At 69.6% G+C, this 25,146-nt stretch carries 19 protein-coding genes; 8 read left to right on the top strand and 11 right to left on the bottom strand.

Annotation, left to right across the window (positions count from 1 at the left end; all coding sequences use genetic code 11):
* The first annotated feature begins 74 nt into the window (after positions 1 to 74).
* On the top strand, positions 75 to 1,550 hold the full coding sequence (locus tag MicroSTF_RS13150) for a lipase maturation factor family protein (RefSeq protein ID WP_036331186.1): 1,476 nt from the start codon (positions 75 to 77) through the stop codon (positions 1,548 to 1,550).
* Positions 1,551 to 1,700: 150 nt separating this feature from the next.
* Here the strand turns inward: MicroSTF_RS13150 and MicroSTF_RS13155 are convergent, their stop codons facing one another.
* The 3 genes from MicroSTF_RS13155 to MicroSTF_RS13165 are packed head-to-tail and all read right to left on the bottom strand — an operon-like array spanning position 1,701 to position 3,456.
* Entirely contained in the window at positions 1,701 to 2,108 is a 408-nt protein-coding gene (locus tag MicroSTF_RS13155; protein ID WP_029265628.1) for a rhodanese-like domain-containing protein, read from the bottom strand.
* Positions 2,105 to 2,743 carry a bifunctional 4-hydroxy-2-oxoglutarate aldolase/2-dehydro-3-deoxy-phosphogluconate aldolase gene (locus tag MicroSTF_RS13160; RefSeq protein ID WP_231479842.1) on the bottom strand — a complete coding sequence of 213 codons (639 nt, stop codon included), beginning with the start codon at positions 2,741 to 2,743 and terminating at the stop codon, positions 2,105 to 2,107. Before MicroSTF_RS13160 ends, MicroSTF_RS13155 begins: the two co-directional genes overlap by 4 nt.
* A complete protein-coding gene (locus MicroSTF_RS13165) occupies positions 2,740 to 3,456 on the bottom strand; it encodes a helix-turn-helix transcriptional regulator (protein WP_021200172.1) in 717 nt (238 codons plus the stop codon). The genes MicroSTF_RS13160 and MicroSTF_RS13165 overlap by 4 nt, the downstream gene beginning before the upstream one ends.
* A gap of 157 nt (positions 3,457 to 3,613) precedes the next feature.
* On the opposite strand from MicroSTF_RS13165, the gene MicroSTF_RS13170 reads away from it, so the two are divergent.
* The 4 genes from MicroSTF_RS13170 to MicroSTF_RS13185 all read left to right on the top strand — a co-directional run bounded on the left by MicroSTF_RS13170 (position 3,614) and on the right by MicroSTF_RS13185 (position 8,225).
* Positions 3,614 to 4,963 (top strand): MFS transporter, encoded by a 1,350-nt coding sequence (locus MicroSTF_RS13170; protein WP_029265625.1) that lies wholly within the window; start codon positions 3,614 to 3,616, stop codon positions 4,961 to 4,963.
* 2 nt (positions 4,964 to 4,965) lie between these two features.
* A complete protein-coding gene (locus tag MicroSTF_RS13175) occupies positions 4,966 to 6,219 on the top strand; it encodes an amino acid aldolase (RefSeq protein WP_322956164.1) in 1,254 nt (417 codons plus the stop codon).
* A 62-nt stretch (positions 6,220 to 6,281) separates the two neighbouring features.
* Entirely contained in the window at positions 6,282 to 7,817 is a 1,536-nt protein-coding gene (locus MicroSTF_RS13180) for an N-acyl-D-amino-acid deacylase family protein (protein ID WP_322956166.1), read from the top strand.
* Positions 7,818 to 7,841: 24 nt separating this feature from the next.
* A complete protein-coding gene (locus MicroSTF_RS13185; RefSeq protein ID WP_021200176.1) occupies positions 7,842 to 8,225 on the top strand; it encodes a RidA family protein in 384 nt (127 codons plus the stop codon).
* 195 nt (positions 8,226 to 8,420) lie between these two features.
* On the opposite strand, the gene MicroSTF_RS13190 is transcribed toward MicroSTF_RS13185, so the two are convergent.
* The 7 genes from MicroSTF_RS13190 to MicroSTF_RS13220 all read right to left on the bottom strand — a co-directional run bounded on the left by MicroSTF_RS13190 (position 8,421) and on the right by MicroSTF_RS13220 (position 13,570).
* Positions 8,421 to 9,188, bottom strand: a complete 768-nt coding sequence (locus MicroSTF_RS13190; protein ID WP_322956169.1) for an ABC transporter permease — start codon at positions 9,186 to 9,188, stop codon at positions 8,421 to 8,423.
* Entirely contained in the window at positions 9,185 to 9,961 is a 777-nt protein-coding gene (locus MicroSTF_RS13195) for an ABC transporter ATP-binding protein (protein WP_322956171.1), read from the bottom strand. Before MicroSTF_RS13195 ends, MicroSTF_RS13190 begins: the two co-directional genes overlap by 4 nt.
* Positions 9,958 to 10,329 (bottom strand): DUF1048 domain-containing protein, encoded by a 372-nt coding sequence (locus tag MicroSTF_RS13200; RefSeq protein ID WP_021200179.1) that lies wholly within the window; start codon positions 10,327 to 10,329, stop codon positions 9,958 to 9,960. The genes MicroSTF_RS13195 and MicroSTF_RS13200 overlap by 4 nt, the downstream gene beginning before the upstream one ends.
* A 2-nt stretch (positions 10,330 to 10,331) precedes the next feature.
* Positions 10,332 to 10,694: a PadR family transcriptional regulator gene (locus tag MicroSTF_RS13205; RefSeq protein ID WP_021200180.1), complete on the bottom strand. Its 363-nt coding sequence runs from the start codon at positions 10,692 to 10,694 to the stop codon at positions 10,332 to 10,334.
* A gap of 206 nt (positions 10,695 to 10,900) precedes the next feature.
* Positions 10,901 to 11,662 carry a LysM domain-containing protein gene (locus MicroSTF_RS13210; RefSeq protein ID WP_322956175.1) on the bottom strand — a complete coding sequence of 254 codons (762 nt, stop codon included), beginning with the start codon at positions 11,660 to 11,662 and terminating at the stop codon, positions 10,901 to 10,903.
* A 49-nt stretch (positions 11,663 to 11,711) separates the two neighbouring features.
* Positions 11,712 to 12,350 carry a response regulator gene (locus tag MicroSTF_RS13215; RefSeq protein WP_136024589.1) on the bottom strand — a complete coding sequence of 213 codons (639 nt, stop codon included), beginning with the start codon at positions 12,348 to 12,350 and terminating at the stop codon, positions 11,712 to 11,714.
* Positions 12,338 to 13,570 (bottom strand): sensor histidine kinase, encoded by a 1,233-nt coding sequence (locus MicroSTF_RS13220; RefSeq protein ID WP_322956178.1) that lies wholly within the window; start codon positions 13,568 to 13,570, stop codon positions 12,338 to 12,340. Before MicroSTF_RS13220 ends, MicroSTF_RS13215 begins: the two co-directional genes overlap by 13 nt.
* Positions 13,571 to 13,678: 108 nt before the next feature.
* Between MicroSTF_RS13220 and MicroSTF_RS13225 the strand changes: the two genes are divergently transcribed.
* The 3 genes from MicroSTF_RS13225 to MicroSTF_RS13235 all read left to right on the top strand — a co-directional run bounded on the left by MicroSTF_RS13225 (position 13,679) and on the right by MicroSTF_RS13235 (position 22,442).
* Positions 13,679 to 14,446: an ABC transporter ATP-binding protein gene (locus MicroSTF_RS13225; protein WP_322956180.1), complete on the top strand. Its 768-nt coding sequence runs from the start codon at positions 13,679 to 13,681 to the stop codon at positions 14,444 to 14,446.
* Complete coding sequence (locus tag MicroSTF_RS13230; RefSeq protein ID WP_322956182.1) at positions 14,446 to 16,977, top strand: ABC transporter permease; 2,532 nt, start codon at positions 14,446 to 14,448, stop codon at positions 16,975 to 16,977. The genes MicroSTF_RS13225 and MicroSTF_RS13230 overlap by 1 nt, the downstream gene beginning before the upstream one ends.
* A 251-nt stretch (positions 16,978 to 17,228) precedes the next feature.
* A complete protein-coding gene (locus MicroSTF_RS13235; RefSeq protein ID WP_322956183.1) occupies positions 17,229 to 22,442 on the top strand; it encodes an isopeptide-forming domain-containing fimbrial protein in 5,214 nt (1,737 codons plus the stop codon).
* A gap of 70 nt (positions 22,443 to 22,512) precedes the next feature.
* Here the strand turns inward: MicroSTF_RS13235 and MicroSTF_RS13240 are convergent, their stop codons facing one another.
* On the bottom strand, positions 22,513 to 24,990 hold the full coding sequence (locus MicroSTF_RS13240) for a LuxR C-terminal-related transcriptional regulator (RefSeq protein ID WP_322956185.1): 2,478 nt from the start codon (positions 24,988 to 24,990) through the stop codon (positions 22,513 to 22,515).
* Positions 24,991 to 25,146: the final 156 nt, after the last annotated feature.

Raw genomic sequence — 25,146 nt, forward strand, 5'->3', positions numbered from 1 at the left:
CCCGACGCGGAGACCTCCTCCCGACGCGGTGCAACCCCCTGACCCGTTCACGAGCCCGGGCGTAGCCTGTGGCCGTGGACGGGTTCGCGGCGGTCGACTTCGGATTCGCGCGCGAGGTGCTGCAGCGCGGCATCGCGGCGCTGTATCTCGTCGCGTTCGTCTCCAGCCTGAACCAGTTCCGGCCGCTGCTGGGCGAACACGGACTGCTTCCCGCGCCGGCGCTGCTCGAATGGGTCGGCCGCGACAAGGCGAGACGACGGATGCTGCATCCGACCCTGTTCTCGCGCATCCGCTATACCGACCGCCGCCTCGTGCTGCTGTGCGCGGCCGGCATCGTGGTCGCGGCACTTCTCGTGGTCGGCATCCCGCAGTGGGGGCCGCCGTGGGTTCCGATGCTGTGCTTCCTCGCGCTGTGGCTCGGGTACATGTCGATCGTCAGTATCGGGCAGACGTTCTACTCGTTCGGGTGGGAGATGCTGCTGCTGGAGGCGGGGTTCCTCGCGGCGTTCCTCGGCTCGGGCGATCAGCCGCCGCCCACCGTCGTGATCGTCCTGTTCTGGTGGCTGGTCTTCCGGCTCGAGTTCGGTGCCGGGATGATCAAGATCCGCGGCGGACGCGAATGGCGCGACCTGACGGCACTCATGTACCACCATGAGACGCAGCCCATGCCGGGTCCGCTCAGCAGGCAGGCGCATCTGCTGCCGCGCTGGTTCCATCGCGGCGAGGTGCTGGGCAACCACTTCGCGCAGCTGGTCGTGCCGATCTTCCTGTTCGCGCCGGTCCTGGCGCTGTGGGTGCGCGGCCCGGTACCGCAGGTCGTCGGTGCGGTGGCGGCATCCATCGTGATCCTGACGCAGCTGTGGCTCGTCGTCACCGGAAACTTCGCGTGGTTGAACGCGGCGACGATGGTCATCGCGTTCTCCGTGATCGGGCTGCCGGGAGTCGGGATGCCCGTGGCCGCCCCGCGGACCGATCCTCCCTGGATCATCGACGGGATGCCGCTGGCCTGGGTCGTGGTCACCTCGGCGGTCGGGCTGCTGTATGTCGTGCTGAGCGTGCCGGCGCTGCGCAACCTCTTCGCGCGGCGGCAGCTGATGAACGCGAGCTTCAACCGCTGGCAGCTCGCCAACGCCTACGGCGCATTCGGCACGGTCACGAAGGAGCGCATCGAGATCATCGTCGAGGGCTCAGCCGACGAAGAGGGGGTGGAGTGGCGCGAGTACGAGTTCCGGGGCAAGCCCGGTGATGTGCGCAGGATGCCGCGACAGTTCGCTCCCTACCATCTGCGGCTCGACTGGCTGATGTGGTTCCTTCCGCTCGGGCATTCGCTCGACGACTGGTTCACCGCTTTCCTGGTGCGGTTGCTGGAAGCGGATGCTCCGACCCTCGCGCTGCTGCGCATCGACCCGTTCGAGGGCGAAAGACCGCGGTGGGTGCGTGCGGTGTCGTACCGCTACCGCTTCGCCACCCGCGCCGAGAAGCGTGCCGATGGTGCGGTGTGGGTGCGGACGGACCGCCGTGTGGTGCTCGCGCCCTTCGGGCTCCGGTGACGCCTCCCCCAGTCCTCGGTCCCTTCCCTCCAACTCCGTCCCCTCCGGCGCTCCCGCTCCCTCGTTCCGGTCGCACTTTCTGTCGTGCGGGCGGCCTTTTGGCGACAGTAAGTGCGACCGGAACGAGAGGGCGGACGGGCCGGGACGCCGTCAGGGTTCGGCCGTGACCAGAGGGTCGGGACGACGCCGGGAGACGACCCCGGACGACTCGACCTCGAAACCGTTGCGCACCCAGTACTCGTAGCCGCCGAGCAGCTCGCGCACATCGAGCCCGGCGGCGAGCAGCACTCGGGCGGTCGAGGTGGCGCCGTTGCACCCGGGGCCCCAGCCGTAGACGATGAGCGTGCGATCGCGGGGAAGCGTCGCGAGCCGTGCGTCGACGTCGCTCGTGGGCAGATGCACCGCCCCGGCGATGTGGCCGTGATCCCACGACTCGAGGCGCCGCGTATCGACCAGCACCGCCTCTCCAGTGGCCACGGCTTCGCGGGCGGCGACCACATCGATCTCGTACGCGAGACGAGCGTCAACGTGGGCGAGCCTCGCGTCGAGAGAGCTCATCGCCGCGCGCCCGCACCGAGCAGCGCGGCGAGCTGCGGCAGCTGCGCGGCGTCTTCCAGCGCCGAGCCGACGGCGACGACATGGGCGCCGGCGTCGAGGTACTCGGCGGCGTTGGCCGCGTTCATGCCACCCGTGGTCACGAATCGTGCCTGGGGGAAGGGGCCGTTCATCGCCGTGAGCCACTGCGGACCGAGTACGGACGCGGGGAACGCCTTGAGCCAGGTGAGTCCCGCGGAAGTGGCGGATTGCACCTCGCTGGCCGTGGCGACACCGGGAAGGCTGAGCATTCCGGCCTCGTGCGAGGCGCGCACGACGTCGAGATCGAGCCCGGGGCTGACGGTGAACGTGGCGCCGGCGGAGAGCGCCTGCGCGACATGCTCGGCCGAGACCACGGTGCCGGCGCCGACGGCCTTGCCGCGCGTGCGTCCGGCGGCGGCGACCACGCGCAGCGCCTCGACGTCGTCGGGGGTCTGGATGGGGAGTTCTACGACGTCGATCCCGAGGTTCCACGCGGTGGTCGACAGGGCGAGGCTGCGCTCCGCCCCCATGCCGCGCAGGATCGCCATCAGGCGCGTGCCACCGAAGATCGCATCAAAGCCGGAGTTGTCCATCATGTTCCCTGTCGGTCCTGTCATCGCGTCCTGGCCTCTTCGAGGTACGAGTAGGCGGTCACCCGGGAGATGCCCAGGCGCTTGGCGATGGCCTCCACCGACTTGCGCATCTGTGTGGCACCACGCTGATCCAGCCGCTCCAGCACGGTGATCTTGTCATCGCGCGACATGCTCTCGAGGGGTCGCCCGATCTCGCGGATGGCTTCGGTGATCATCGAATCCATCACCGACACGAGGTCGGCGCCGAAGTGCTCCTTCGGAGCGTTCGCGGGTACGGGCGCCGGGAGGAGCGCGTCGAGCGTCTTGCGGGCGAGGAGCAGCGGGCTGAGGTCGACATTCACGCACAGCGACGCGATGATGTCGCCGGCGCCATTGTGGAAGTAGACCGAGGAACAGCGCAGTTCCCGCCCGTCGCTGGTGTAGCCGGTGTAGCCGAAGGCGTCGTGGTTCCCCCGGCGGTCCTTGAGCACGTCCAGACCGAGAGAGGTCGAGGGGCCCCCGACAGCGCGCCCGGTGACGTGCCCGTTCTCGATGGCCATGATCGTGTGACCCAGGTCGACGTCGGTGCCGTCGAGATTGTGGAGCACGACTTCGACGGTCGGTCCGGCCGCGGTGGCGAGGGCACGGAGCACGGGTCGATAGAGGCGGAGGACCTCTTCTGCACTCTCGTACGTCTCCCGTGCGAGATCATCGGCCAGGGCTGCAACCGCGTTCTCTGCTGTCGTCGATGTCGACATTCTGTGACTCCAATCCGGAGCAACGATACAGGCGTACAAAAAATACGAGTGATAGACAGATTGTCTATTCCGCTGTTAGTTTATCCACGCCCAGACGATCCGTCGAGGCCGGACCGCAACGTATGCGGCCCTGCATTCCCCGAAGAAGGAGCCCCGGATGGCCACTGTCGCCTCATCTGGCCTGACCCCGAAGCAGCGCAAGACGATCGCCGGTGGGGCGATCGGAACGCTGATCGAGTACTACGACTACTACCTCTACGGCCTCGCGGCTGCGGCAGTGTTCCCCGCGGTGTTCTTCTCCTCGAACGACCCCGTCATCGCCCAGCTGTCGTCGTTCGCGACCTTCGCCGTCGGATTCTTCCTCCGTCCGGTCGGCGGCATCATCTGGGGTATCGTCGGCGACCGCCGGGGACGCAAGGTCGTGCTCATGAGCACGGTCATCGGCATGGGGGTAGCGACCACGGGCATCGGCCTGATCCCTTCCGACCAGATGATCGGCATCGCTGCACCGCTGCTGCTGTTGTTCTTCCGGCTCTGCCAGGGCTTCTTCGTCGGCGGCGAGATGGGCGGTGCGGCCACGATGGTCGTCGAAGCCGCGCCGACCGGCAAGCGAGGGCTCTACGGAGCCTTCCTCATCAGCGGTGCGGGTGTCGCCAACGTGGTCTCGGGCGGTCTGATGGCAGGTCTCGGGCTCACGCCGGAATCGTGGTTCCTGCAGTGGGGGTGGCGCATCCCGTTCGTCTTCTCGATCGTGCTCGCGATCGCGGCAGTGCTGCTTCGTCGCCAGCTCGAGGAGTCTGAGGCGTTCACCGACACGCAGACGCTTCTCCTCGCCACCACGGGCAAGAAGCCCAACCCGCTCATCGAGGTCTTCCGTCACCCGAAGAACGCGATCATGGGCATCCTCATCGGGTTGCCGCAGTCGATCGCCGGCTACGTCATCCTCACGTACGGTCTGGCGTTCATCGTGTCGAACCAGCATCTGCCGGCCTGGATGGGGTTCGCCGGCACCATGCTCGTGGGTCTGCTGCAGATCGTCGTCGCTCCGCTGTGGGGTGCGATCTCCGATCGCATCGGCAGGCGGACGGTCTACATCATTGGCTGTCTCGGCTTCGCGGCCATGGTCTATCCGGCCTTCATGATGTTCAGCACGGGGAACATGTGGCTGATCTGGCTCGGACAGATCCTCGGGTTCGTCGTCTTCGGCGTTGCGATGCAGGCGACCCTCTCGACGATGCTCGTGGAGATGTTCGATCCGGAGGCTCGGACGACAGGCGTGAACATCGGCTACCAGATCTCCAACACCCTCGGCGGCGGCCTCGCCCCGCTGATCTGCACGGCACTGGTGGCGGCTGCCGGAGGCGCCTTCTGGCCGGTCGTCGTGTACGCGGCGGTGATCGCGGTGGTCGGTGTGATCGCCACACTGGTGGCCTCGGTCCAGCCCGATGTCGAGGGTGCGGGGCGCCTGCACGAGCTGAAGACGAGCACGCCGGTGAAGACGCGATGACGATGGATGACGCAGGAGTGCTCACCGCGCGCGACAAGGGCCTACCTGGGCGTGCGGCCGGATTGACGGTGACGGAGTTCCTCGCGACAGCCCCACGACTCGAGGAGTTCTGGACTCCGCTGATCGTGCTCGACGACGCAGCGATGACGGCGAACGTCGCCACGATGGCGCAGTGGTGCGCGGAGCGGGGCCTCGCCCTCATGCCCCACGGCAAGACCACCATGGCGCCTGCGCTGTGGAAGCGGCAGAGGGATGCGGGCGCGCTCGGCATCACCTTCGCGACCATGGGGCAGGTTCGTACCGCCCGCGATCTGGGCGTCGATTCGGTGATGCTCGCGAACGCCGCCGTCGATCGGCCGGCGCTGGCGTGGCTGGCGCAGGAGCTGGCGGATCCGGGTTTCCGGTTCGTGAGCTGGGCCGATTCGGTTGCGACGGTCGAGACGATGGAGGCGGCTCTGCTCTCCACCGCGACACCGCGCCCGGTCGACGTCTGCGTCGAGCTCGGCGGCGAAGGGGGTCGCACGGGTGCGCGGTCGATCGCGGAGGCCGTGCGCGTGGCTGAGCGCATCGCCGCATCCTCCGTGCTGCGCCTCGCCGGAGTGGCCGGATACGAGGGGAGCCTCGCGCACGATCGCTCCCCCGCGGCTCTCGCGGCCGTCCGCGCGTACCTGCAGTCCCAGCTCGAACTGCACTCCGCGATCACGCCTCTCTACGACGCCGGCGAGCTCTTCGTGACCGCCGGCGGCAGTGCCTACTTCGATGTCGTCGCTGACGTCTGGGGGACGACCGCGCGCGATGACCGTACGCATTTCACCCTTCGCTCCGGCGCCTACATCGTGCATGACGATGGTTTCTATCGAGGCATCTCGCCGTGCGATGAGGGGGCAGTGCAGGCGGAAGACTCTCCTCGATTCCTGAACGCGATGCACGCGATCGCGCGCGTCGTGTCGGCGCCGGAACCGGGACTGGCTCTCGTCGACGCCGGGAAGCGAGACCTGCCCTACGACGAAGGTCTGCCGATCCCGCGCTCCTGGTCCAGAAGTGTCGCCGGGCCCTGGCAGCCGCTGCACGGCGAGGTCTCGGCGATGAACGATCAGCACTCGTACGTCCGCTCGGAACAGTCTCTCGCGATCGGCTCGGTCGTTCGTCTCGGGCTGTCGCACCCCTGCACCGCCTTCGACAAGTGGCGCGTGTTGCCGGTCGTCGAGTCCGCCGGATCCGACGTCGTGACCGGCCTCGTCCGCACCTATTTCTGAGGGGAGCGATGATGATTCGATCAGTTCTCCGCGGCGGTTCAGTCGTCGACGCGACAGGCCCGATGCGCGCTGATGTCGCGATCGAGAACGGGCTCGTCACGAAGGTCGGTCGGGTCGATGCGCATGACGGCGACGAAATGATCGACGTCTCTGATCGCCTGGTGATCCCCGGATTCATCGACGTGCACTCGCATGCCGATGGCCTGTTGAACGATCCGGACGTCACTCTCGCTCTGCTGCGACAGGGGATCACGACCGTGATCGCCGGCCAGGACGGAGTGTCGTACGCGCCGGGCAGCGGTGAGTACGCGTCGGAGTACTTCGCCGCCATCAACGGGACGCACCCCACCTTTCGGGGCGGGGGCGTGGACGCCTACCTCGCCTCCGTCGACGGGATCTCAGCAGTGAATGCCGGCTATCTCGTACCGGCGGGCACCGTGCGCTTCGAGGTGTGTGGGCGCAAGGCTGGTTCAGCGAGCGAGGACGAGCGCCGACGCATGCGTGCTCTGGTCGCGCAAGGCATGGCCGACGGCGCCCTCGGGCTCTCGACCGGTCTGGACTACACGCCCGGTCTCTTCCAGGACGCGGCGGAGATAGCCGCCCTCTGTGAACCGGTCGCGCGTGCCGGCGGAGTGTACGTGACGCACATGCGCGGAGGATATGAGGCGAACACGGCTGCCGGTATGGAGGAGATCGCGGAGATCGCCCGGATGGCCGCTGCGCATGCGGGATCTCCTTTGTCCGTGCACATCTCGCACTTCCACGCCGACGCCGACATCGTGCTGGATCAGCTCGATGCGCTGGGTGCCGCCGGTGTGGACGCGACTTTCGACGCCTACCCCTACACCCGCGGCTGCACGCTGCTGGGCATGCCGCTGCTCCCACCTGCGGTGTCGGCACTGCCGGTGGCGGCGGCGGTTGCGGTGATCGCGGATCCTTCTCGCCGTGCCGAGCTGCGCGAGCTGTGCACGCTGCGGGCGGAACGCAGCGCCAGCCTCGGCCCGGAATGGGCGGACATGATCACACTCGCTCACCTCGCCGCGCCCGAGTGGGCGTGGGCGCACGGGCTCACGCTGCGCGAGGCGGCCGCCCGTGCCGGCGTCGCACCGGTCGACTTCGCCCTCGATGCGCTCGCCGCCTGCCGTCTGGAGTGCAGCGCGGTGATGGCAGTACGCAGCCCTCGCTCGGGAGCGGAACTCGCTCGCATCTTCCGGCATCCCGGGCAGATGGGCGGCTCCGACGGGATCTTCATCGGCGCCCATCCCCATCCGCGAGCGGCCGGCTCGTTCTCGCTTTTCCTGCGCGAATACGTGCGGGAGCGGGCGAGCTGGACGTGGTCGGATGCGGTGCACCACCTGTCGGCGCTGCCTGCGCGACGCTTCGGTCTCGGGCGTCGGGGCGCCGTCGTGGCCGGGGCGATCGCCGACCTCGTGGTTGTCGACCCGGAGACGGTCACCGATACCGCCACCTACGAGAACCCTCGGGGTCGCGGTGCGGGTATCGACGACGTGTTCGTCGCCGGTATCCGTGTTCTCGCTGACGGGTGCCTGACCGGTGCCCTGCCGGGCCGCGGGCTCCGCCGTTCACCTCAGACCTGAATCGTCAACGAAAGGAAAAGAAAGATGCCGAAGACCGGATTCTACGCAGACGGGGCACCCACGCCCGCCGGCCCCTACAGCCACGGAGTGGTCGCGAACGGATTCCTCTACACTGCGGGGTTCGGACCACAGGATGCGGCGAACGACCACGCGGTTCCCGCGAGCGTGGGCGACCAGACCCGCCAGGTGCTCCGGAACATCCAGAAGGTGCTCGCGGTGCACGGGCTGACCACGGACGACGTCGTGAAATCGACTGTGCATCTGCAGGACCTCGCCGATTTCGCCGAGTTCAACGAGGCCTACGAGGAGTTCTTCACCGCGCCGTACCCCGTGCGCACAACCGTGGGCTCGCAACTGGCGAACATCCTCGTCGAGATCGACGTGGTCGCGGCTCTGCGCCAGGCGTGATCCCGCGCCTCCTCCCGGGCGGAGTTCTCCGCGTCGGGAGGAGCATCCGGGCGGAAGGATCCTCCCGAGAGGGGGAACTCCTCCCTACGCCGAGGTCCGAAGCTACGCCGAGGTCCGACACCTCGCCGAGCGCGGCGAAACGCCCCGGCCGGGTCGAGTGACCCGGTCGGAGCGTCCCGTCTCGCTGGGCGAAGATCAGCTGACCTTCTTCCGGTACGAGATGATCGCGAACACGTAGGCGACCACGAGGATGCCGACGCACCAGGCGAGGGCGACCCAGATGTCGTCGCCGACGGGCTTCTCGGCGAAGAGCGCCTGGATGGTGTTGACGATCGAGGTGACCGGCTGGTTGTCGGCGAACCACTGCACCGGAGCCGGCATGGTGTCGGTCGGCACGAATGCCGAGCTGATGAACGGCAGGAAGATCAGCGGGTACGAGAACGCGCTCGCGCCGTCGACCGTCTTGGCGTTCAGACCCGCGATGATCGCCAGCCACGTGAGCGCCAGCGTGAACAGCATCAGGATGCCGATGACTCCGAGCCAGGCCCAGAAGCTCGCCCCGGTGCGGAAGCCCATCAGGAATCCGACGCCGAAGATGATCGCCAGGGTGATGGCGTTGGCCGTGAGAGACGTGAGCACGTGCGCCCACAGCACGCTCGATCGCGCGATCGGCATGGAGTGGAACCGCTCGAAGATGCCGCTCTGCATGTCGGTGAACAGCCGGAACGCCGTGTAGGCGATGCCGGATGCGATCGCGATGAGCAGGATGCCGGGCAGCAGGTAGTTCACGTAGTTGTCGGTGCCGGTGCTCTGCTGGAGTGCACCGCCGAAGACGTAGACGAACAGGAGCATCAGCGCGATCGGGGTGACCGCCGTGGTGATGGTCGTGTCGGGACTGCGGAAGATGTGCCGCATGGAGCGGCCGGTGAGTGTCGCCGTATCGGCGGCGAAGTGCGTGCTCATGCTGCGTTCTCCTTTCCGGAGGCCTTGGGGCCGATGAGGGTGAGGAAGATCTCCTCGAGGGTGGGCTGCTTCTCGACGTACTCGACCTTGGCGGCGGGGAGCAGCCGCTTGAGGCCGGCGAGGGTGTCGTCGGCGATGATGCGACCCTCGTGCAGGATCGCGATGCGGTCGGCCAGCTGCTCCGCCTCGTCGAGATACTGCGTGGTGAGCAGCACGGTGGTGCCGCTGTTCGCGAGCTGTTTGACCACGTCCCACACCTCGATGCGGGCTTCGGGGTCGAGGCCCGTGGTCGGTTCGTCGAGGTAGATGACCTCGGGGTCGCCGACCAGGCTCATCGCGATGTCGAGCCGGCGACGCATGCCGCCGGAGTAGGTGCCGACCTTGCGGCCGCCGGCATCGGTCAGACGGAACGTCGCCAGCAGGTCGTCGGCGACCTTCCCGGCGTCGGGCAGGTGCCGCAGCTTCGCGACCAGCACGAGGTTCTCGCGTCCGGTGAGGATCTCGTCGACGGCGGCGAACTGTCCGGTGAGGCTGATGCGCTCACGGACGCCGACCGGGTCGGAGGCGACATCCACGCCCTGCACGGTCGCCGTGCCGGTGTCTGCCTTCAGCAGGGTGGAGAGGATGCGCACCATGGTGGTCTTGCCGGCGCCGTTCGAGCCGAGGAGGGCGAAGATGCTGCCCTTCTCGACCTCGAAGTCGACGCCGCGCAGCACGTGCAGATCCTTGTACGACTTCTCGATGCCGCGCACCGAGATGGCGGGGTTCGTCATGATTCGTTCTCCTTCTTCTTCGCGTCGTCGAACGCCTTGATGAGGCGTGCGCGCTCCTTGTCGATCCACTGCGTGCCGCCGTAGGCACGGGCGTAGTCCTCGGCGTACTCCACGGGGTCATCGCCCACGATGGCGCTGACCGGGGTGCCGTCGACTGCGGCGCGCTCCCACAGGTCGGCGAGGTCGAGGAACATCGTGACGATCGTGTCGCCGTCGGTGATGCCGCCGTAGTACAGGTAGTACCGGTACTGGGCGTTCGCCACCTCGCGGTACGGCGAGGGGAGGGCGTCGATGCGGGCCTTGGCCTGCTTGTACTGCTTCTTCTGCTCGAGCGATCCGGTGAGCGCTTCGATCCACTTTGCGGCCATGATCAGTTCTCCTTGTTCGGGGTGGTGCTCGTGTTGTCGGTGTCGGTCTTGTTCAGCTGTGCGATGTGCTGCGCGAGGAAGTCCCAGGTCTTCCAGAACTCCTCGAGCTCCTGCCGGCCCTGTGCGTTCAGGGTGTACACCTTGCGCGGCGGACCCTTCTCGCTCGGGACCTTCTCGACGTCGACGAGGTTCTTCTGCTCGATGCGCACGAGGAGTGCGTAGATCGTGCCCTCGGCGATGTCGGTGAACCCGTGGTCGCGGATGCGTGTGGTGATCTCGTACCCGTACGCCGGCTGCTCGGCGAGGAGGGCCAGAACGATGCCCTCCAGAGTGCCCTTGAGCATCTCGGTCATCTGCTTGCCCATCAGGTCCTCCTTTCGTTTCGGTTGGTACTCAGTGTTGCTGGGTACCGGTACAAAGTAACACCGAGTACCGGTACTTAGCAACACCGAATACCAAACTTTTTCGGACGAGATCCCGAAGCGGTTCCGGGCGCGCGAGAACGACCGTCGACGGCGAGGGTGGAGAGGCGAGGCGTGGAGAGGGGAAGCGCGGAGAGGGGGAAGCGCTGCTACGGGAACATGCGGCGCAGCAGCGCCAGGTCGTCGATGCTCAGGGCCTGTGAGATCACGGCCGCCGTCTCCGGGGGCATGTCCTTCTCCAGCCGCTGCCACAGCCACCGCGCGGCACCCAGGTCTGCGGTGGCGACAGCGGTCGAGAACGCTGCCACTCCGTCGTAGTAGGGGATGGTCGAAGACCCGGGTTCGGCGTTGTACGGCGAGTAGATGTCGACGAACGGAAGCGTCGGGTCCGGTCGCAGGTAGAGCACGTCCCCGGGAGCGATCGGCTCACTGCCGCGCACGTGGTTGAAGCTGCCGACGGTGACGTAGTCGACGCAGAAGCGCTCGCCGATCGCGATGAGGCTGTCTCCGGCCTGCACCTCGTAAGAGAAGATCTGGCCGTCGGCATCGAGGGTGACCGGCCCGCGTGCCAGTTCCGACGCGCCCATGTCGACGAGCTCGCCCAGGAGCTTCCCGTGGGCCGGGGAGCCGTCGTCGCTCCCGATGTTGATGAACGCGTTGGTGGTGCAATCACCCGGTCCGCCGGCGGGAACGCTGATGCCGTCGCCCAGATCGACGTATCCGACCGGATCAGAGGCGTCGGCGGCACTCGTCGGGGCCGTGGAGGGTTCGGCGACCAAGCGTTCCGACGCCCACGAGGCCGCGTCGACGACGGCGGGTGCGGCGCTGATCACGGCGGGAGCGGCAACGGCGACCAGCCCGGCGACGGCCACGACGACGACGGCAGTGGTGATCTTGGTGTTGCGCTTCATCCCCGACAGCATGGCATCGCTCGGCACCGCGGCGCCAGAGCGGGCGTCGTCAGCTGCGCAGGTACGCGAGCACGGCGAGCACACGCCGGTGGCCGCTGTCGCTTGCGGCGAGGCCGAGCTTGGCGAAGATGTTGCCGATGTGCTTGCTGACCGCGGTCTCGGTCACGAAGAGCCGTTCGGCGATGGTGCCGTTGTCGAGCCCCTCGGCCATGAGGCCCAGCACCTCGCGCTCGCGGGGCGTGAGGGTCTGCACCGGATCGTCGGCGCGACGGCGGCTCATCAGCTGCGAGATGACCTCGGGATCCATCACCGTGCCGCCGGCGGCCACGCGGTGCAGGGCATCGATGAAGGCCGCGACCTTGCCGACACGCTCCTTGAGCAGATAGCCGAGGCCGTCGGCTCCGGCAGCCAGCAGCTCACCGGCGTACCGATCCTCGACGTAGGCCGACAGCACCAGCACGGGGAAACCGGGGCGGCGGGCTCTGGCTTCGGCCGCGGCCTTCAGCCCCTCGCTGGTGAAGGTGGGCGGCATCCGCACATCGACCACGGCGGCATCGGCCTCGTCGAGCCGGGCGAGGAATGCCTCGGCGTTGTCGACGGCCGCCACGACCTCGAACCCCTCGCTGCGCAGCAGCAGCGCCAGCCCCTCGCGGAGCAGGGTGTCGTCTTCGGCGATCACGATCCGCATGGCAGCTCCGCTCTCAGGATGGTGGGGCCGCCGACCGGGCTGGACAGCTCCAGCCCACCCTCGAAGGCCTCGAGGCGACGACGGATGCCGGCCACGCCGCCGCCCGGGCGTTCGGCTGCTCCGCCCACGCCGTCGTCCTCGACCGTGATCAGCAGCACCTCCCCCTCCCGTTCGACCCGCACCGCGGCCCGCGTGGCGTCGCTGTACTTGCTGACGTTGGTCAGAGCCTCGGCCACCACGAAGTAGCTGGCCGACTCGACGGCGGCCGGGACGCGTCCGACCTGCGACGTCTCGATCGTGCAGGGCACGGCGCTGCGCCCGGCCAGTGACGCCAGCGCCCCCTCCAGCCCGAGCTCGTCGAGGATCGGCGGGTAGATGTCGTGCACCGTGCGGCGGAGTCCGGCGAGCGCATCGCTGGCGGCATCCTGCGCTCGCCGCAGCGGTTCGAGCACGTCGCCGCCGGTCTCCTGCGCGCGCTCGGCGATCCCGAGCATCATCACCACGTTGACCAGGCGGTTCTGCGCACCGTCGTGCAGGTCGCGCTCGATGCGCCGCAGTTCGGCCGCGTGGGCATCGAGCGCGGCGGCGCGGCTGAGGGTCAGGGCGTCGACCCGTGCGGCGAGGCGCGACTTCTCCGGCGTCGCGAGCAGCGTCGCCGACACGTACGACACCAGCCGTGCGACCGCGGGGATCAGGAGGATGGACAGGATCGCGTACGCCGCCGCGAGCAGCGGCATCGTGGCCGCGAGCTCCCAGGACGTGACGGGGTACACCGAACCCACGGGGTCGTCGGCGGGAGCGAACTGCCAGTAGTAGGTGATCGCGAGGGTGTTGACCGCCGCGACCGGCAGCGAGATCGTCAGCAGTGAGACGAACAGCACGGGGAGCCCCTGCACGGCGAGCCACAGCACGTCGCGGCCGGTGGCGCGCGAGAAAGCGAAGCGCAGACGATCGTCGATGGTCGAGGCCGGCGGGAGCACGTGGCCGATCGGCGTCAGCTCCTCGCCCCGGTAGGCGCCGACACGACGGCGGTTCAGGTCCGTCCAGCGGTGCAGGCTCTGCACGGTCTCGGGCATCAGCAGCACGCCGCCGGTGAGGATCATGAAGGGAAGCAGGACGATGCCCAGGCAGAGGAACACCACGGAGGCGATCGAGACTCCGGCCTCGACGGCCAGGTATCCCCACGCGCGCAGCCATCGCCGCATCCGTCCGTCCTTCACTCTCACAGTCTGCCCGAGCGGTCGGAGCGGCACGGTATAGCCAGCACCACCATCGAAGCGGCAGCGGGCGGGATGGGATGCCGTCCGCCCCGTCCCTAGCGTCGGATCATGACCTTCACCCCACTCTCCCCGGCCGTCGACGCGCGGCCCTCCGAAGCACTGCGGCTGCAGTCCGTCGTCAAGACCTACGGCACAGGTGCCAGCCGCGTCACGGCCCTCCGTGGCGTGAACCTCGCCATCGCGAAGGGCACGTTCACCGCGATCATGGGCCCTTCGGGCTCGGGCAAGAGCACCCTGCTGCACAGCGCCGCAGGACTCGACCGGCCGAGCAGTGGCACCGTGCACCTCGGCGGAACCGAGATCTCGGGGCTGAAGGCACGCCAGCTCACCGCCTTCCGCCGCGATCACGTGGGCTTCGTGTTCCAGGCGTACAACCTGCTCCCCGCACTGAACGTCGAAGACAACATCACTCTGCCGCTGCGACTCGGCGGCCGTCGACTCGAGGCGCAGTGGCTCGACTTCCTGCTCGACGCCGTGGGGCTCATCGAGTACCGCCGTCGTCGCCCCTCCGAGCTCTCCGGGGGCCAGCAGCAGCGGGTGGCGATCGCCCGCGCGCTCATCACCCGGCCGCATGTGGTGTTCGGCGACGAGCCGACCGGCGCGCTCGATTCCCGCTCCGGCAAGCAGGTTCTCGACCTGCTCGCGCACACGGCGCGCGAGCTAGATCAGACGGTCGTGGTCGTCACGCACGACCCGGTGGTGGCCGCGCACGCGGATCGCACCATCTTCCTCGCCGATGGAGCCTTCGCGGGATACCTCGACGGTGCCGACCCCGCGCAGATCAACGCCCGCATGAGCGCATTGGGGGAGTGGTGATGTCGGGCACGCTGGGCTTGAGTCGACTCGTCGGTGCCGATCTTCGCCATCACCGCGGGAGCTTCGTGGGAGTGGCGGTCGCGGTGTTCGTAGCGAGTGCACTGGTGACGGGCCTCGGAGTCCTCGTCGAATCCGGCATGCGCGGAGGCTTGGCGCCGGAACGCTATGCCGCGGTCGACGTGGTGGTCGGTGCGCCGCAGCAGGTCGATGTGCCGGAAGACCTGCCGGTTCCCCTGCGGGAACGCGTGCCGCTGCCCGCCGACGCAGCGCGCGACATCGCCGCTCTTCCCGGAGTCGACCGCGTCGTGGCCGACGTCACGATTCCGCTCTCACTGCAGGATGCCGGTGCGGATGCCGGTGCCGGCGGTTCCGTCCTGGTCGAGGCGCACCCGTGGCCCTCCACTGCGCTGACCGGCTTCGAGCTGCGCGAGGGTCAGGAGCCCGCGGCAGCCGACGAGGTCGTCGTCACCGCGGGCAGCGGTTTTGCCGTGGGCGACGGGGTCGTCCTCGCGCACGGCGGCGTCCCGTCGGAGTACCGCGTGGTCGGCGAGGTCGCGGCACCGGTGATGCCGGAGCGAGGAGCGCACGTGTTCCTCAGCGAGCGTCGCATCGACCAGCTCGACCCGCACGAGGGGGCCGCGCAGGCACTCGGCGTGTTCGTCTCGGGCGTCGACCCCGAGCAGACGGCCGGTGCGATCCGCGAGGCCTTCCCCGACCTGATCGCCCGCACGGGAGACGCCCGCGGCGACGTCGAGTTCCTCGACTCGGGCGCCGCGCGTTCGACGCTCGTGGCCATCGGCAGCGCGTTCGTCGGCACCTGCATCCTCGTGGCGATGTTCATCGTGGCGGGCACCCTGTCGCTGTCGGTGCAGTCGCGCCGCCGTGATTACGCGCTGCTGCGGGCCGTCGGGGCGAGTCCGTCCCAGGTGCACGCGCTCGTCGCCCGCGAGGTGCTGTGGGTCTCGGCCGTCGCGGTGCTGCTCGGCATCGCGCCGGGATACCTGCTGTCGACCGTGCTGCAGGCGGCTTTCGTATCCGGTGGCGTGATCCCCGGCGACTTCGCCCTGGCCACAGGTCCTCTCCCCGCCGTCGGCGCGGTGCTGCTCGTGCTGGCCTCGGCCTGGGGTGCGGCGCGCATCGCGGCGGCCCGGGTCGCGAAGCTCGATCCGGTCGAAGCGCTGCGGGAATCGGCGACGGGCGCTCCGGCCATCGGTCTGCCGCGCATCATCACCGGAATCGTGCTCGCCGCCGCGGGGATCTCGGTCTCGACGGTGCCGCTCGTCGTGCGCGGGCAGGTCGCCGCCGGCGCGGCTGCCGGTGCGGCCATGCTGCTGATCGTCGCGCTCGCGGTGCTCGGCCCGTGGCTGGTGTCGTTGAGCGTCCGGCTGGTCGGCACCGTGCTGCGTCGCTCGTCGTGTGCGGGCTTCCTCGCGTCGGCGAACGCCGCGGCGCACAGCAGGCGGCTGGCGTCGGCCATCCTGCCGGTCGCTCTCGGCATCGGGCTGGGCCTCGTGCAGATCGGGGCGCCGTCGATCATCGCCGCGGAGGCGGCGACCCAGGCCAGCGCCGGGGTGATCGCCGACCTGCGGGTGGCCGCGCCGTCGGGACTCTCGCCGGAGGCGGTCGACGTGATCCGCGAGATGCCGGGGGTGATCGAGGCGTCGGGGGTCGCACTCAGCGCGGCGGTGGTGGACTCGTTCGATTTCGAGGGCAAGCTGGAGCGTGCCGAGCATGTGCTGCAGGGCGTCGACCCGGAGAACATCGCGCACAGTCTCGATCTCCGCGTGCGCGAAGGATCGCTCGCCGACCTCGACGGCATCGCGACGGTCGCGGTGAGCACGGATGCCGCGCAGACGCTCGGGCTGGGTATCGGCGGCACGGTCGTCGGACACCTCGGAGACGGTTCGCCGCTAAAGGCCACGGTCGTCGCGGTGTACGAGCGGGGTCTGGGCTTCGGCGACCTCACCATGGCCGCCGAAGAGGTCAGAGCCCACACCACGACGGGTCTCGATTCCTTCGCGCTCGTGGCGGTCGACGAGGCGGCGACCGGCGAGGTCCGGGCCGCGCTGGAGGCGCGCGGTCTGCTCGTGACCGACGGATCGGGGCAGGAGGCCGCGGGGGCCGGAGCGCACGCCCAGAACGGGTGGGTGAACCTCGTCGCACTGCTGGTGATCCTCGGCTACATCGCGATCGCCGTGGTGAACACGCTCGTAATGGCGACGGGTGAGCGCTCACGGGAGCTGGCTCTGCTGCAGCTGATCGGATCGTCCCGCGGGCAGGTGCGCTCGATGATGCGGATCGAGGCCGTGCTCGTGGCGGTGATCGCGATGGTGTTCGGCGTGGTCGTCGCGATCCCTCCGCTCATCGGCGTGAGCATGGGCATCTCGGGGCAGCCGATCCCCGCGCTGCCCGTGCTGGGGTCGTTCCTGATCGTCGGGGCGATGGGCGCGCTGGCACTCGTGGCGATGTGGGTCGGGACCACGGCGACCATGCGCACCCGTCCCATCGACGAGATCGGGTCCCGGCAGTAGCCACGCTGCGGAGGGGCGCGCCGGAGTCGTCGGTGCGCCCCTCTTCGCGGGAACGGGGGAAGCCGTCGTACGGGGTGAAAAGGCGGGGTGAATTCTCCGGGATCGGCAGGATCGCGTCTCGGCCGACGGGCAGGCTGGCGGTGGCCCGGACCGAGTTCACCATGCCCGAATGGTGCTCGGCGGTCGCCTGAGGGGGCGGGGGCTTCCGTGCGCGAGTGCGCGCCGGGGAAGCGATGAATGGGGAGACAGTCATGGCGTTTCGTGTTGCCCGCAAGGACCGCACATCCGATGGCCTTCCGTCCGAGCGGCGCAGCCGCTGGCGGGGCCGCGCGAGAAAGCTGATCGGCGGCGCCGTGAGCACGGCGCTCGTCGCCTCGTCGATGGTCTTCATCGGCGGGACGCTGACGGCAGCGCCGGCAGCTGCGGCTGATCCGTTCCTCTGCACCCCCGGAGCGGTGTACGTGCAGAGCGCGACCGAGGTGCGCGAGTTCGTCGTGAACGAGCAGGGCGGTGCCCCCGGCGAAGGGGGAACGCTCGGTGCCACGACCCTCGGCGTCGACCACTCCAACAACGCCCTGGGCATCTCGTCCAGCGGCCAGTACGCCTACACGGTCACCAACGCCGCCGGAAGCAAGGTGCTGGCCAAGCACGACCGTGTGACCGACGTCACCACGCGCACGTCGTTCACCCTCAACTCGTCGGTGCTGCGTGGCGCCGTGCACCCCGACACGGGCGTCTACTACTTCGCCAGCGGCACGATCAACGGCGCGATCAACATCTACGCGTGGGAGGAGAACCTCACGCCGCAGACCTACGTGCAGGTCGGAACCCTCCGCCCGACCGCCGGCAGCAGCGCGTTCGGCGCCAACGGCGACATGGCCTTCAGCGCCTCGGGTCAGCTCGTCCTGGTCGCGGACAACTTCATCTACTCCGCCGACCTGCCCGCCACGGTCACGCCGAGCACGGCCACCATCGAGGCCAAGCAGGTGCACGACATGGGTACCGGTGTGCAGGGCAACGGCATCGCGTTCGGAAACCTCGGACACATCTTCGTCTCCGCGTCCGGTGGCGGAAACCGCATCATCGAGGTCGACCTGCCCCGCGGGCAGACCGTCAACACCACGTCGCTCGGGTCCTTCGCTCCCACCGACATGTCCAGCTGCACCTTCCCGAACACCCTCACGCTGAAGAAGGACCTCCCCGCGGGGCGCCACTCGGCCACCGACCAGTTCGCGCTGCGCGTGCAGTCGCCCGCCGGCTACCAGGTCGCGCAGACCGACGCCACCACGCGCGGAGAGCGCACGGGCCTGCAGCCCGATTACGCGGGCCCGATCTTCACCAACCAGGGCGACACCTTCCGCCTGTCCGAGGCGGCATCCGGCACGACGGATCGCACCCGGTACGCCGAGTCGCTGGACTGCGTGCAGGTGAACCCCAACGGGACCACGACCCCGGTGGCGGTGACCGCCTCGGGCGAGGTGACGCAGCCGTCGGGCTCGCGCGGCACCGACGTCACGTGCACGTTCACGAACGTGCGACTCGTGCCCGGCCTCGCTCTGCGCAAGACGTCCGACCCCGCCGACGGCCTCGCCGTGCAGGCCGGCCAGCGCCTCACGTACACGGTCGAGGCCGAGAACACCGGGAACACGGTCCTCGACCCCGTGCAGGTGAACGACGACCTCTCCGGCGTGCTCGCGTTCGCCGAGTACCAGGGTGATGTCGTCACCAAGATCGACGGCACGCCCGTGGCGTCTGGGGCCGCCACCGTCACAGGTGACGACCTCGCCTGGACCGGTGCGCTCGAGCCCGGTCAGGTGCTCACCGTGACCTACTCGGTCATCGTCGACGCCGGCGTCGAGGGTGAGCGGATCGCCAACAGCGTCACCGCCTCGGGCACCCCGCCCGGCACGCTCCCTCCGCCCGTCACCCCGCCCGTGACCACCGAGCACCCCGTCGCGGGCTTCACCGTCGCCAAGACCTCCACCCCCGCAGCGGGAACGGTCGTGGAGCCGGGTCAGGTCATCGAGTACACGGTGACCGGGACCAACACGGGGGCGACCACGCTGAACCCCGCGTCGATCGCCGACGACCTGTCCGGTGTGCTCGCGCACGCCGCCTACAACTCCGACATCGCGACCTCGGTCGCCGGCGCGCCCCTCACCACGGGCGCCGCGACCATCACCGGTGACGACCTCGCCTGGACCGGCGCGCTCGCCCCCGGGCAGGCTGTGACCATCACGTACTCCGTGACCGTGGATGCGGACGCCTCGGGAGAGATCCTGAAGAACTCCGTCACCGGCACCGCGACGCCGACCACGCCGAAGCCCGGTGATCCCGAGGGGCCGGAGGTGCCGGGCGAGCCGATCGTCCCGCCGACCGTCACCACCGAGCACCCGGTCATCGGGTCGGGCTTCACGATCAGCAAGTCCGCCGATCCCGCGTCGGGCACGGCGGTCTCGGCCGGTGACACGGTCACGTACACGATCACCGGCACCAACACCGGTGACACCGACCTCGACCCGGCCCGCATCGTCGACGACCTCTCGGGTGTGCTCGACGACGCCGGCTACAACGACGACGTCACCGCCGACCGCGGCTCCGTCACCGTCACCGGCAGCACGCTGACCTGGTCGGGTGAGGTGCCCCGCGGAGCCTCCGTCACGATCCGCTACTCGGTGACCGTCGACGCGGGTGTCCAGAAGGCGCTGCTGCACAACGTCGCCACCGGCACCGCCACGCCGCAGATCCCCGTCGACCCGACCGACCCCGCCGGTCCCTCGACCCCGGGAACGCCGATCGTCCCGCCGGCGGTGGAGACGAACCACCCGGTCGTGGACACCGGCTTCGAGGTCGTGAAGTCCGCTGACCCGGCCTCCGGTACCGCCGTGCGTGCGGGTGACACGATCACCTACACGATCTCGGGTGTCAACACGGGCAACACGACGCTCGATCCGGCGACGATCGTCGACGACCTGTCGGCCGTGCTCGCGCACGCCCGGTACGGTGACGACGCGACCGCTTCGACCGGCGCGATCGCCCTCGACGGCACCACCCTGACCTGGAAGGGGACGCTCGCTCCCGGCGCTCGGGTCGAGATCACCTACACGGTCACGGTCGACGAGGATGCCACCGGTGTGCTGCTGCGCAACACCGTCACGGGTGAGGGCACACCCCTCATTCCGGTCGACCCGACGGACCCGGGCAGCCCGACCACACCGGGAACCCCGGTGACGACGCCCCCGTCGACGACGGAGCACCCGGTCGCCACCCCCGGATTCACGGTGACCAAGTCGGCCGATCCCGTCACCGGGACGCGCGTCGATCCCGGCAGCGTCATCACCTACACGGTCACCGGCACCAACACGGGTGACACCGTGCTCGACCCGGCTTCGATCGCCGACGACCTGCGCGGTGCGCTGGCCCACGCGTCGTACAACGACGACGTGACCGCCACCCGCGGGGACGTGAGCGTGGCTCGCGGGGCCCTGTCCTGGAGCGGAATGCTGCGCCCGGGCCAGGACGTCGTCATCGTCTACTCGGTGACGGTCGATCCGACCGCCGGTGGCGAGACGGTCGCCAACACGGCGACGGGCACGGCGACTCCGCTGATCCCGACCGACCCGAGCGACCCCGACAGCCCGACGACCCCGGGCACGCCGATCACCCCGCCGCCCTCGACGACGGAGCATCCGGTCAACGCACCCGGCTTCACGTTCGCCAAGACGGCCGATCCGGCACCGGGCACCGCCGTCGACCCCGGTGACGTGCTCACCTACACGCTGACGGCCGTCAACACCGGCCAGACCGCCCTCGACCCGGTCGACATCACGGACGACCTGTCGAAGGTGCTGCCGTACGCGTCGTACAACGACGATGCCGCGGCCATGATCGGCGGGCTGCCCGCCGCTGCGGTGTCTGTCGCCGGAGCGAAGCTCCGCTGGTCGGGCGCGCTCGCGGTCGGCCAGACCGTCACCGTCACGTACTCCGTGACGGTCGGGGCCGACGGCGTGGGATCCGTGCTCGAGAACAACGCGAGCGCGACCGCCACTCCGCCGGGTGGCTCGGTCATCACCCCGCCGCCCGGCATCACGACGAACGCCGTCAACGTGCCCGGATTCTCGGTGTCGAAGAGCGCCGATCCGGCGGCGGGCACCGCGGTCGACCCCGGCAGTGTCATCACCTACACGGTGACCGGTGTGAACACCGGCGAGACGATCCTCGCCCCGGTCACGATCGTCGACGACCTCTCGGGAGTGGTCTCGCACGCCGACTACAACGGCGACGCGACCGCCAGGATCGGCACCACCGCGGCGACCGCCCCTGTGGTGACCGGTGACCGGCTGTCGTGGGATGGTGTCCTCCCCGTCGGTGCGACCGTCACGATCACGTACTCCGTGACCGTGCAGGCCGACGCCGGGGGAACGGTCATCGCGAACTCGGTCTCGGGCTCGGCGACCCCGCCGGGAGGTGTGCCGCCGATCGAGACGCCTCCCGCGACGACGGAGCATCCGGTGAACGAGCCCGGCTTCGAGGTGCGCAAGTCGGCCGACCCCTCCTCGGGAACCCGAGTCGACCCCGGCAGCGTCATCACCTACACGGTGACCGGCGTGAACACCGGTGAGACCGCACTGGCGCCTGTGAGCATCGGCGACGACCTGTCGGGCGTGCTCGCCCACGCCGCCTACAACGGCGACGCCACCGCGACGGTGGTCGACGGGTCAGCCCCGGCTCCTGTCGTGGACGGCGACGCGCTCACCTGGACGGGCGCTCTCGCCGTGGGCCAGCGCGTCACGATCACGTACTCGGTCACCGTGAACGGCGACGCGGGCGGTGCGACGATCGCGAACACGGTCTCCGGTGCCGCCACCCCGCCGGGTGGTGCGGTGATCACGCCTCCGCCCGTCACGACGGAGAACCCTGTCGGCACCCCCGGCTTCGCGTTCGTCAAGACCGCCGATCCCGGAACCGGTACGGCCGTCGCCACGGGAAGCGTCGTCACGTACACGCTCGTCGGCACGAACACCGGCGAGACGGGCCTCGACGAGGTCGTCATCTCGGATGATCTCTCCGGAGTGCTGCGGCACGCCGACCTCCGCGCCGGCGCGACCGCCGTCGTGAGCGACGGCACGGCATCCGCACGCACGGTGGCCGCTCCCACGGTGGAAGGCACGCAGTTGCGCTGGTCCGGCAGCCTCGCCGAGGGCGAGAGCGTCACGATCACGTACTCCGTGACCGTGCACGCCGACGCCGCCGGAGCGAATCTGCGCAACGTGGCCGTGGGGACGGCCACGCCTCCCGGTGGCGAGACGATCACTCCGCCGACGAGCGTGACCGAGAACCCGGTGCTCACGCCGCTCGCTCTCACCGGCGGCCTGCTGGCCCCGTGGGTGCTGGCTCTCGCGATCGCGCTGCTGCTCGGCGGTGCCGTGCTGCTGATCGTGCGTCGTCGCCGGGCGCAGGTCTAGCGGACACGGGAAAGGCCTCGTCCGTCGCATGCGACGGACGAGGCCTTCCGCGTTCCCGCGGGACCGCGGGTCACTCCGCGAGCAGGCCGTGGCGCGCCGCCTGCTCCATCGCCTCGGCGCGGTTGTGCGCGCCGAGCTTGCGATAGATGCTGCGGAGCTGGGTCTTGAGCGTGTTCTGCGAGACGCGGAGCTCGTCGGCGATCGCCGGCAGCGGCGCTCCCGACGTCAGGGCGCGCAGCACGATCTGCTCGCGGGATGACAGTCGTGGCCGGGTCGCGAACGACGGCAACGCCGATCGCAGCGGGAAGGTCGCCCGACCGGTGGGGTCGAGATCGGATCGCACGGCGCCGAAGTCCTCGGCGCCCAGGAGCACGAGCGGGGTGGTGAGTCCCCGGTCGGTGAGCTGGGCGTTCAGGGCCTCGCTCGACGGCTGCGCGGCCGCAGCGGACACCCGGTGCAGCGCGGCGCTGTGCACGGCCGCTGCTTCGGCGCGCTCTCGGGCGGTGGACGGGCGCAGGCGGGTCTGCCCCAGAAGCCGGACCACGTCGGCGGTCCTGCCGTCGACGAGTGCCAGACGCGCCCGTTTGAGGACCGTGCCGAAACGGTCGGGAAGCGTATCCCGCTGCACGATGTTCCTGGCGGTGCTCACATCACCGAGGGCGAGGTGCAGGAGCGTCCTCGGGCGCGACAGGGCGTGGCGCACGTGAGGTGCACTCGCCTCTTTTCCCCGGAGACGGACGAACGACTCCAGGCGCTCCAGTCCGGCAGCGGCCTCACCCTCGTGCAGAGCGATCCATGCCTCCACGGAGGCCATCGTCGTCCAGTGCTCGCTCGTCGCCCGGTACGGTTCGAAGAAGCGGATGTGCCGCTTCGCCGCGGCGATGTCGCCGTCCTCGACCGCGAGCATCGCCTCGGCCACCCGGTAGTAGGTGCCCCGATAGCTGTCGAGGAGCACCGGGTCCCATTCGCCGTCGCGGATGAGACCGACATAGTGACGCGCCTCCGGCAGATCCCCGTTCAGGGCGTGGACCCCGGCGAGGAGGCATATCCCGTGGAAGGTGTTGGTGCTCCCGTGCGCCGCGGCCAGGGCGGTGGCCTCCTCCCACAGCCGGATGGCCTCCTCCTGCTCTCCGCCGTAATAGAGCGAGATGCCCAGATGGGTGCACAGCAGCGGCATGTCGCGGGCGTACTGCTGCCACTGCGATTCGGGGGTCTCGTGGAACAGCGCCAGTGCGCGCGCCGCCACCTGGGCTGCCCGCTCCGGTCGACCGATGGCTCGCAGCGACGCGCTCTCGGCCGCCCAGATGAAGATCCGCTCTGTGGCCGAGAGCGTCGTGCGGCGGGCGTTCGCCGCCGCCACCGCCATGCGCAGCAGCTGGAGCCCGCGCTGGCGTCGGAGCCGGTTGGGTTTGAGGCACATCCCGAGCAGCATGGCCACGAGGGGCTCCCGCTTGAGCCGCGCCACGGGCACATCCCCGAGCAGCTCGACCACCGCATTCCGATCACGGTGGAGCAGCCGGTTCCATCCCGACATCGTGACGTGCGTCGCGAGGCGCAGGTCGTCGTCCTCCAGGGCGAGGCGGAGTCCCTCGAGCGGGAGGTCGCGGCGCACCGCACCTTCTGCCGCGACGCGCCGCAGCTGGGGGATCTCGTGCGGAGCGACCCGGCGGAGCTCGCGGCGCAGCATGCCTCGCGTGAGCGGCGTCAGGGCGAAGGCGCTGCGCCCGTCGGCGGCCCAGCGACCGAAGCCGAACGTCTCGGCCTGGTCCAGGGCTCTGGGGATCTCGGCGTCACCCGTCAGCGCCACCGCGAGCGGAACGTCGACCGACTCCGTGACGCTGATCCGCAACAGGCCCTGCAGGGTCTGCCGATCGAAGGCGCATTCGGCGAGCCGATCCTGCAGGTAGTCCTCGATCACGGTGGTGGCGGCGCGCAACGACACCGCGTCCGTTCCGGCGCCGCGGAGGGCCAGCGCACGGATGAGAGCGGGGAACCCTCCCGTCGCTTCGCGCGTGGCGATGGCCGTGTCTTCGTCGACATCGAGCGCCCGGCGGATCTCCTCGGCGTCGAACATGAGCTCTTCGGGGGCCAGGAGCGTCGTGTCGATCACGAGGTCGAGGCCCTCGCTGTCGAAGGGGCTGGGGCGGTTCGTGGCGACGATCAGGCGGGTCAGCGGGGTGGTGGCGACGGCTCGACACAGTGCGAACACGCCCTCGCGGTCGACGGCGGCCGCATCATCGAGCACCACGACCAGTGGACCGTCCACGTCGCACAGACGCGAGGTCACGGCGGCCCAGCCGTCTTCCGCGGCGGCGGAGTGCGCGGGAGCCGTGCCCGGCAGTACCCGCAGCAGCGCGCGGGCGAGGGCGTCGCCGGTCGCGATGGAAGGCGTCACGGTGATCCACACGACACGTGAGGTGGTCGCGGCCGCCCAATCGACGAGGGCGGTGGTCTTGCCCGACCCCGATGCCGACCGGACCAGCGTCAACGGCGTCTCGGTCTCGAGCGCGGCGATCAGTCGTGGACGACTGATCGCGTGCGCCGACACTCGCGGTATATGTCCGTCCCCCTGCGCGACAAATGCCGACACCGTACCTCCCCAGGTCCCCACCCCTACGATATTCCGAAATCTCAGAGGGGCAAGCCAGAGGGGCAAGCCAGCGGGAGGGAGTGCCGGTGATACCCGGGGGAGGGATGCCGGACT

This window comes from Microbacterium sp. STF-2, assembly GCF_034650155.1.
Taxonomy (GTDB): Bacteria; Actinomycetota; Actinomycetes; order Actinomycetales; family Microbacteriaceae; genus Microbacterium; species Microbacterium maritypicum_A.

Excerpts from the sequence above, each read along its gene's own strand:
- MicroSTF_RS13155 (WP_029265628.1), bottom strand. The coding sequence starts at position 2,108 with ATGAGCTCTCTCGACGCGAGGCTCGCCCACGTTGACGCTCGTCTCGCG.
- MicroSTF_RS13160 (WP_231479842.1), bottom strand. The coding sequence starts at position 2,743 with ATGACAGGACCGACAGGGAACATGATGGACAACTCCGGCTTTGATGCG.
- MicroSTF_RS13165 (WP_021200172.1), bottom strand. The coding sequence starts at position 3,456 with ATGTCGACATCGACGACAGCAGAGAACGCGGTTGCAGCCCTGGCCGAT.
- MicroSTF_RS13170 (WP_029265625.1), top strand. The coding sequence starts at position 3,614 with ATGGCCACTGTCGCCTCATCTGGCCTGACCCCGAAGCAGCGCAAGACG.
- MicroSTF_RS13175 (WP_322956164.1), top strand. The coding sequence starts at position 4,966 with ATGGATGACGCAGGAGTGCTCACCGCGCGCGACAAGGGCCTACCTGGG.
- MicroSTF_RS13180 (WP_322956166.1), top strand. The coding sequence starts at position 6,282 with ATGCGCGCTGATGTCGCGATCGAGAACGGGCTCGTCACGAAGGTCGGT.
- MicroSTF_RS13185 (WP_021200176.1), top strand. The coding sequence starts at position 7,842 with ATGCCGAAGACCGGATTCTACGCAGACGGGGCACCCACGCCCGCCGGC.
- MicroSTF_RS13190 (WP_322956169.1), bottom strand. The coding sequence starts at position 9,188 with ATGAGCACGCACTTCGCCGCCGATACGGCGACACTCACCGGCCGCTCC.
- MicroSTF_RS13195 (WP_322956171.1), bottom strand. The coding sequence starts at position 9,961 with ATGACGAACCCCGCCATCTCGGTGCGCGGCATCGAGAAGTCGTACAAG.
- MicroSTF_RS13200 (WP_021200179.1), bottom strand. The coding sequence starts at position 10,329 with ATGGCCGCAAAGTGGATCGAAGCGCTCACCGGATCGCTCGAGCAGAAG.
- MicroSTF_RS13205 (WP_021200180.1), bottom strand. The coding sequence starts at position 10,694 with ATGGGCAAGCAGATGACCGAGATGCTCAAGGGCACTCTGGAGGGCATC.
- MicroSTF_RS13210 (WP_322956175.1), bottom strand. The coding sequence starts at position 11,662 with ATGAAGCGCAACACCAAGATCACCACTGCCGTCGTCGTCGTGGCCGTC.
- MicroSTF_RS13215 (WP_136024589.1), bottom strand. The coding sequence starts at position 12,350 with ATGCGGATCGTGATCGCCGAAGACGACACCCTGCTCCGCGAGGGGCTG.
- MicroSTF_RS13225 (WP_322956180.1), top strand. The coding sequence starts at position 13,679 with ATGACCTTCACCCCACTCTCCCCGGCCGTCGACGCGCGGCCCTCCGAA.
- MicroSTF_RS13230 (WP_322956182.1), top strand. The coding sequence starts at position 14,446 with ATGTCGGGCACGCTGGGCTTGAGTCGACTCGTCGGTGCCGATCTTCGC.
- MicroSTF_RS13235 (WP_322956183.1), top strand. The coding sequence starts at position 17,229 with ATGGCGTTTCGTGTTGCCCGCAAGGACCGCACATCCGATGGCCTTCCG.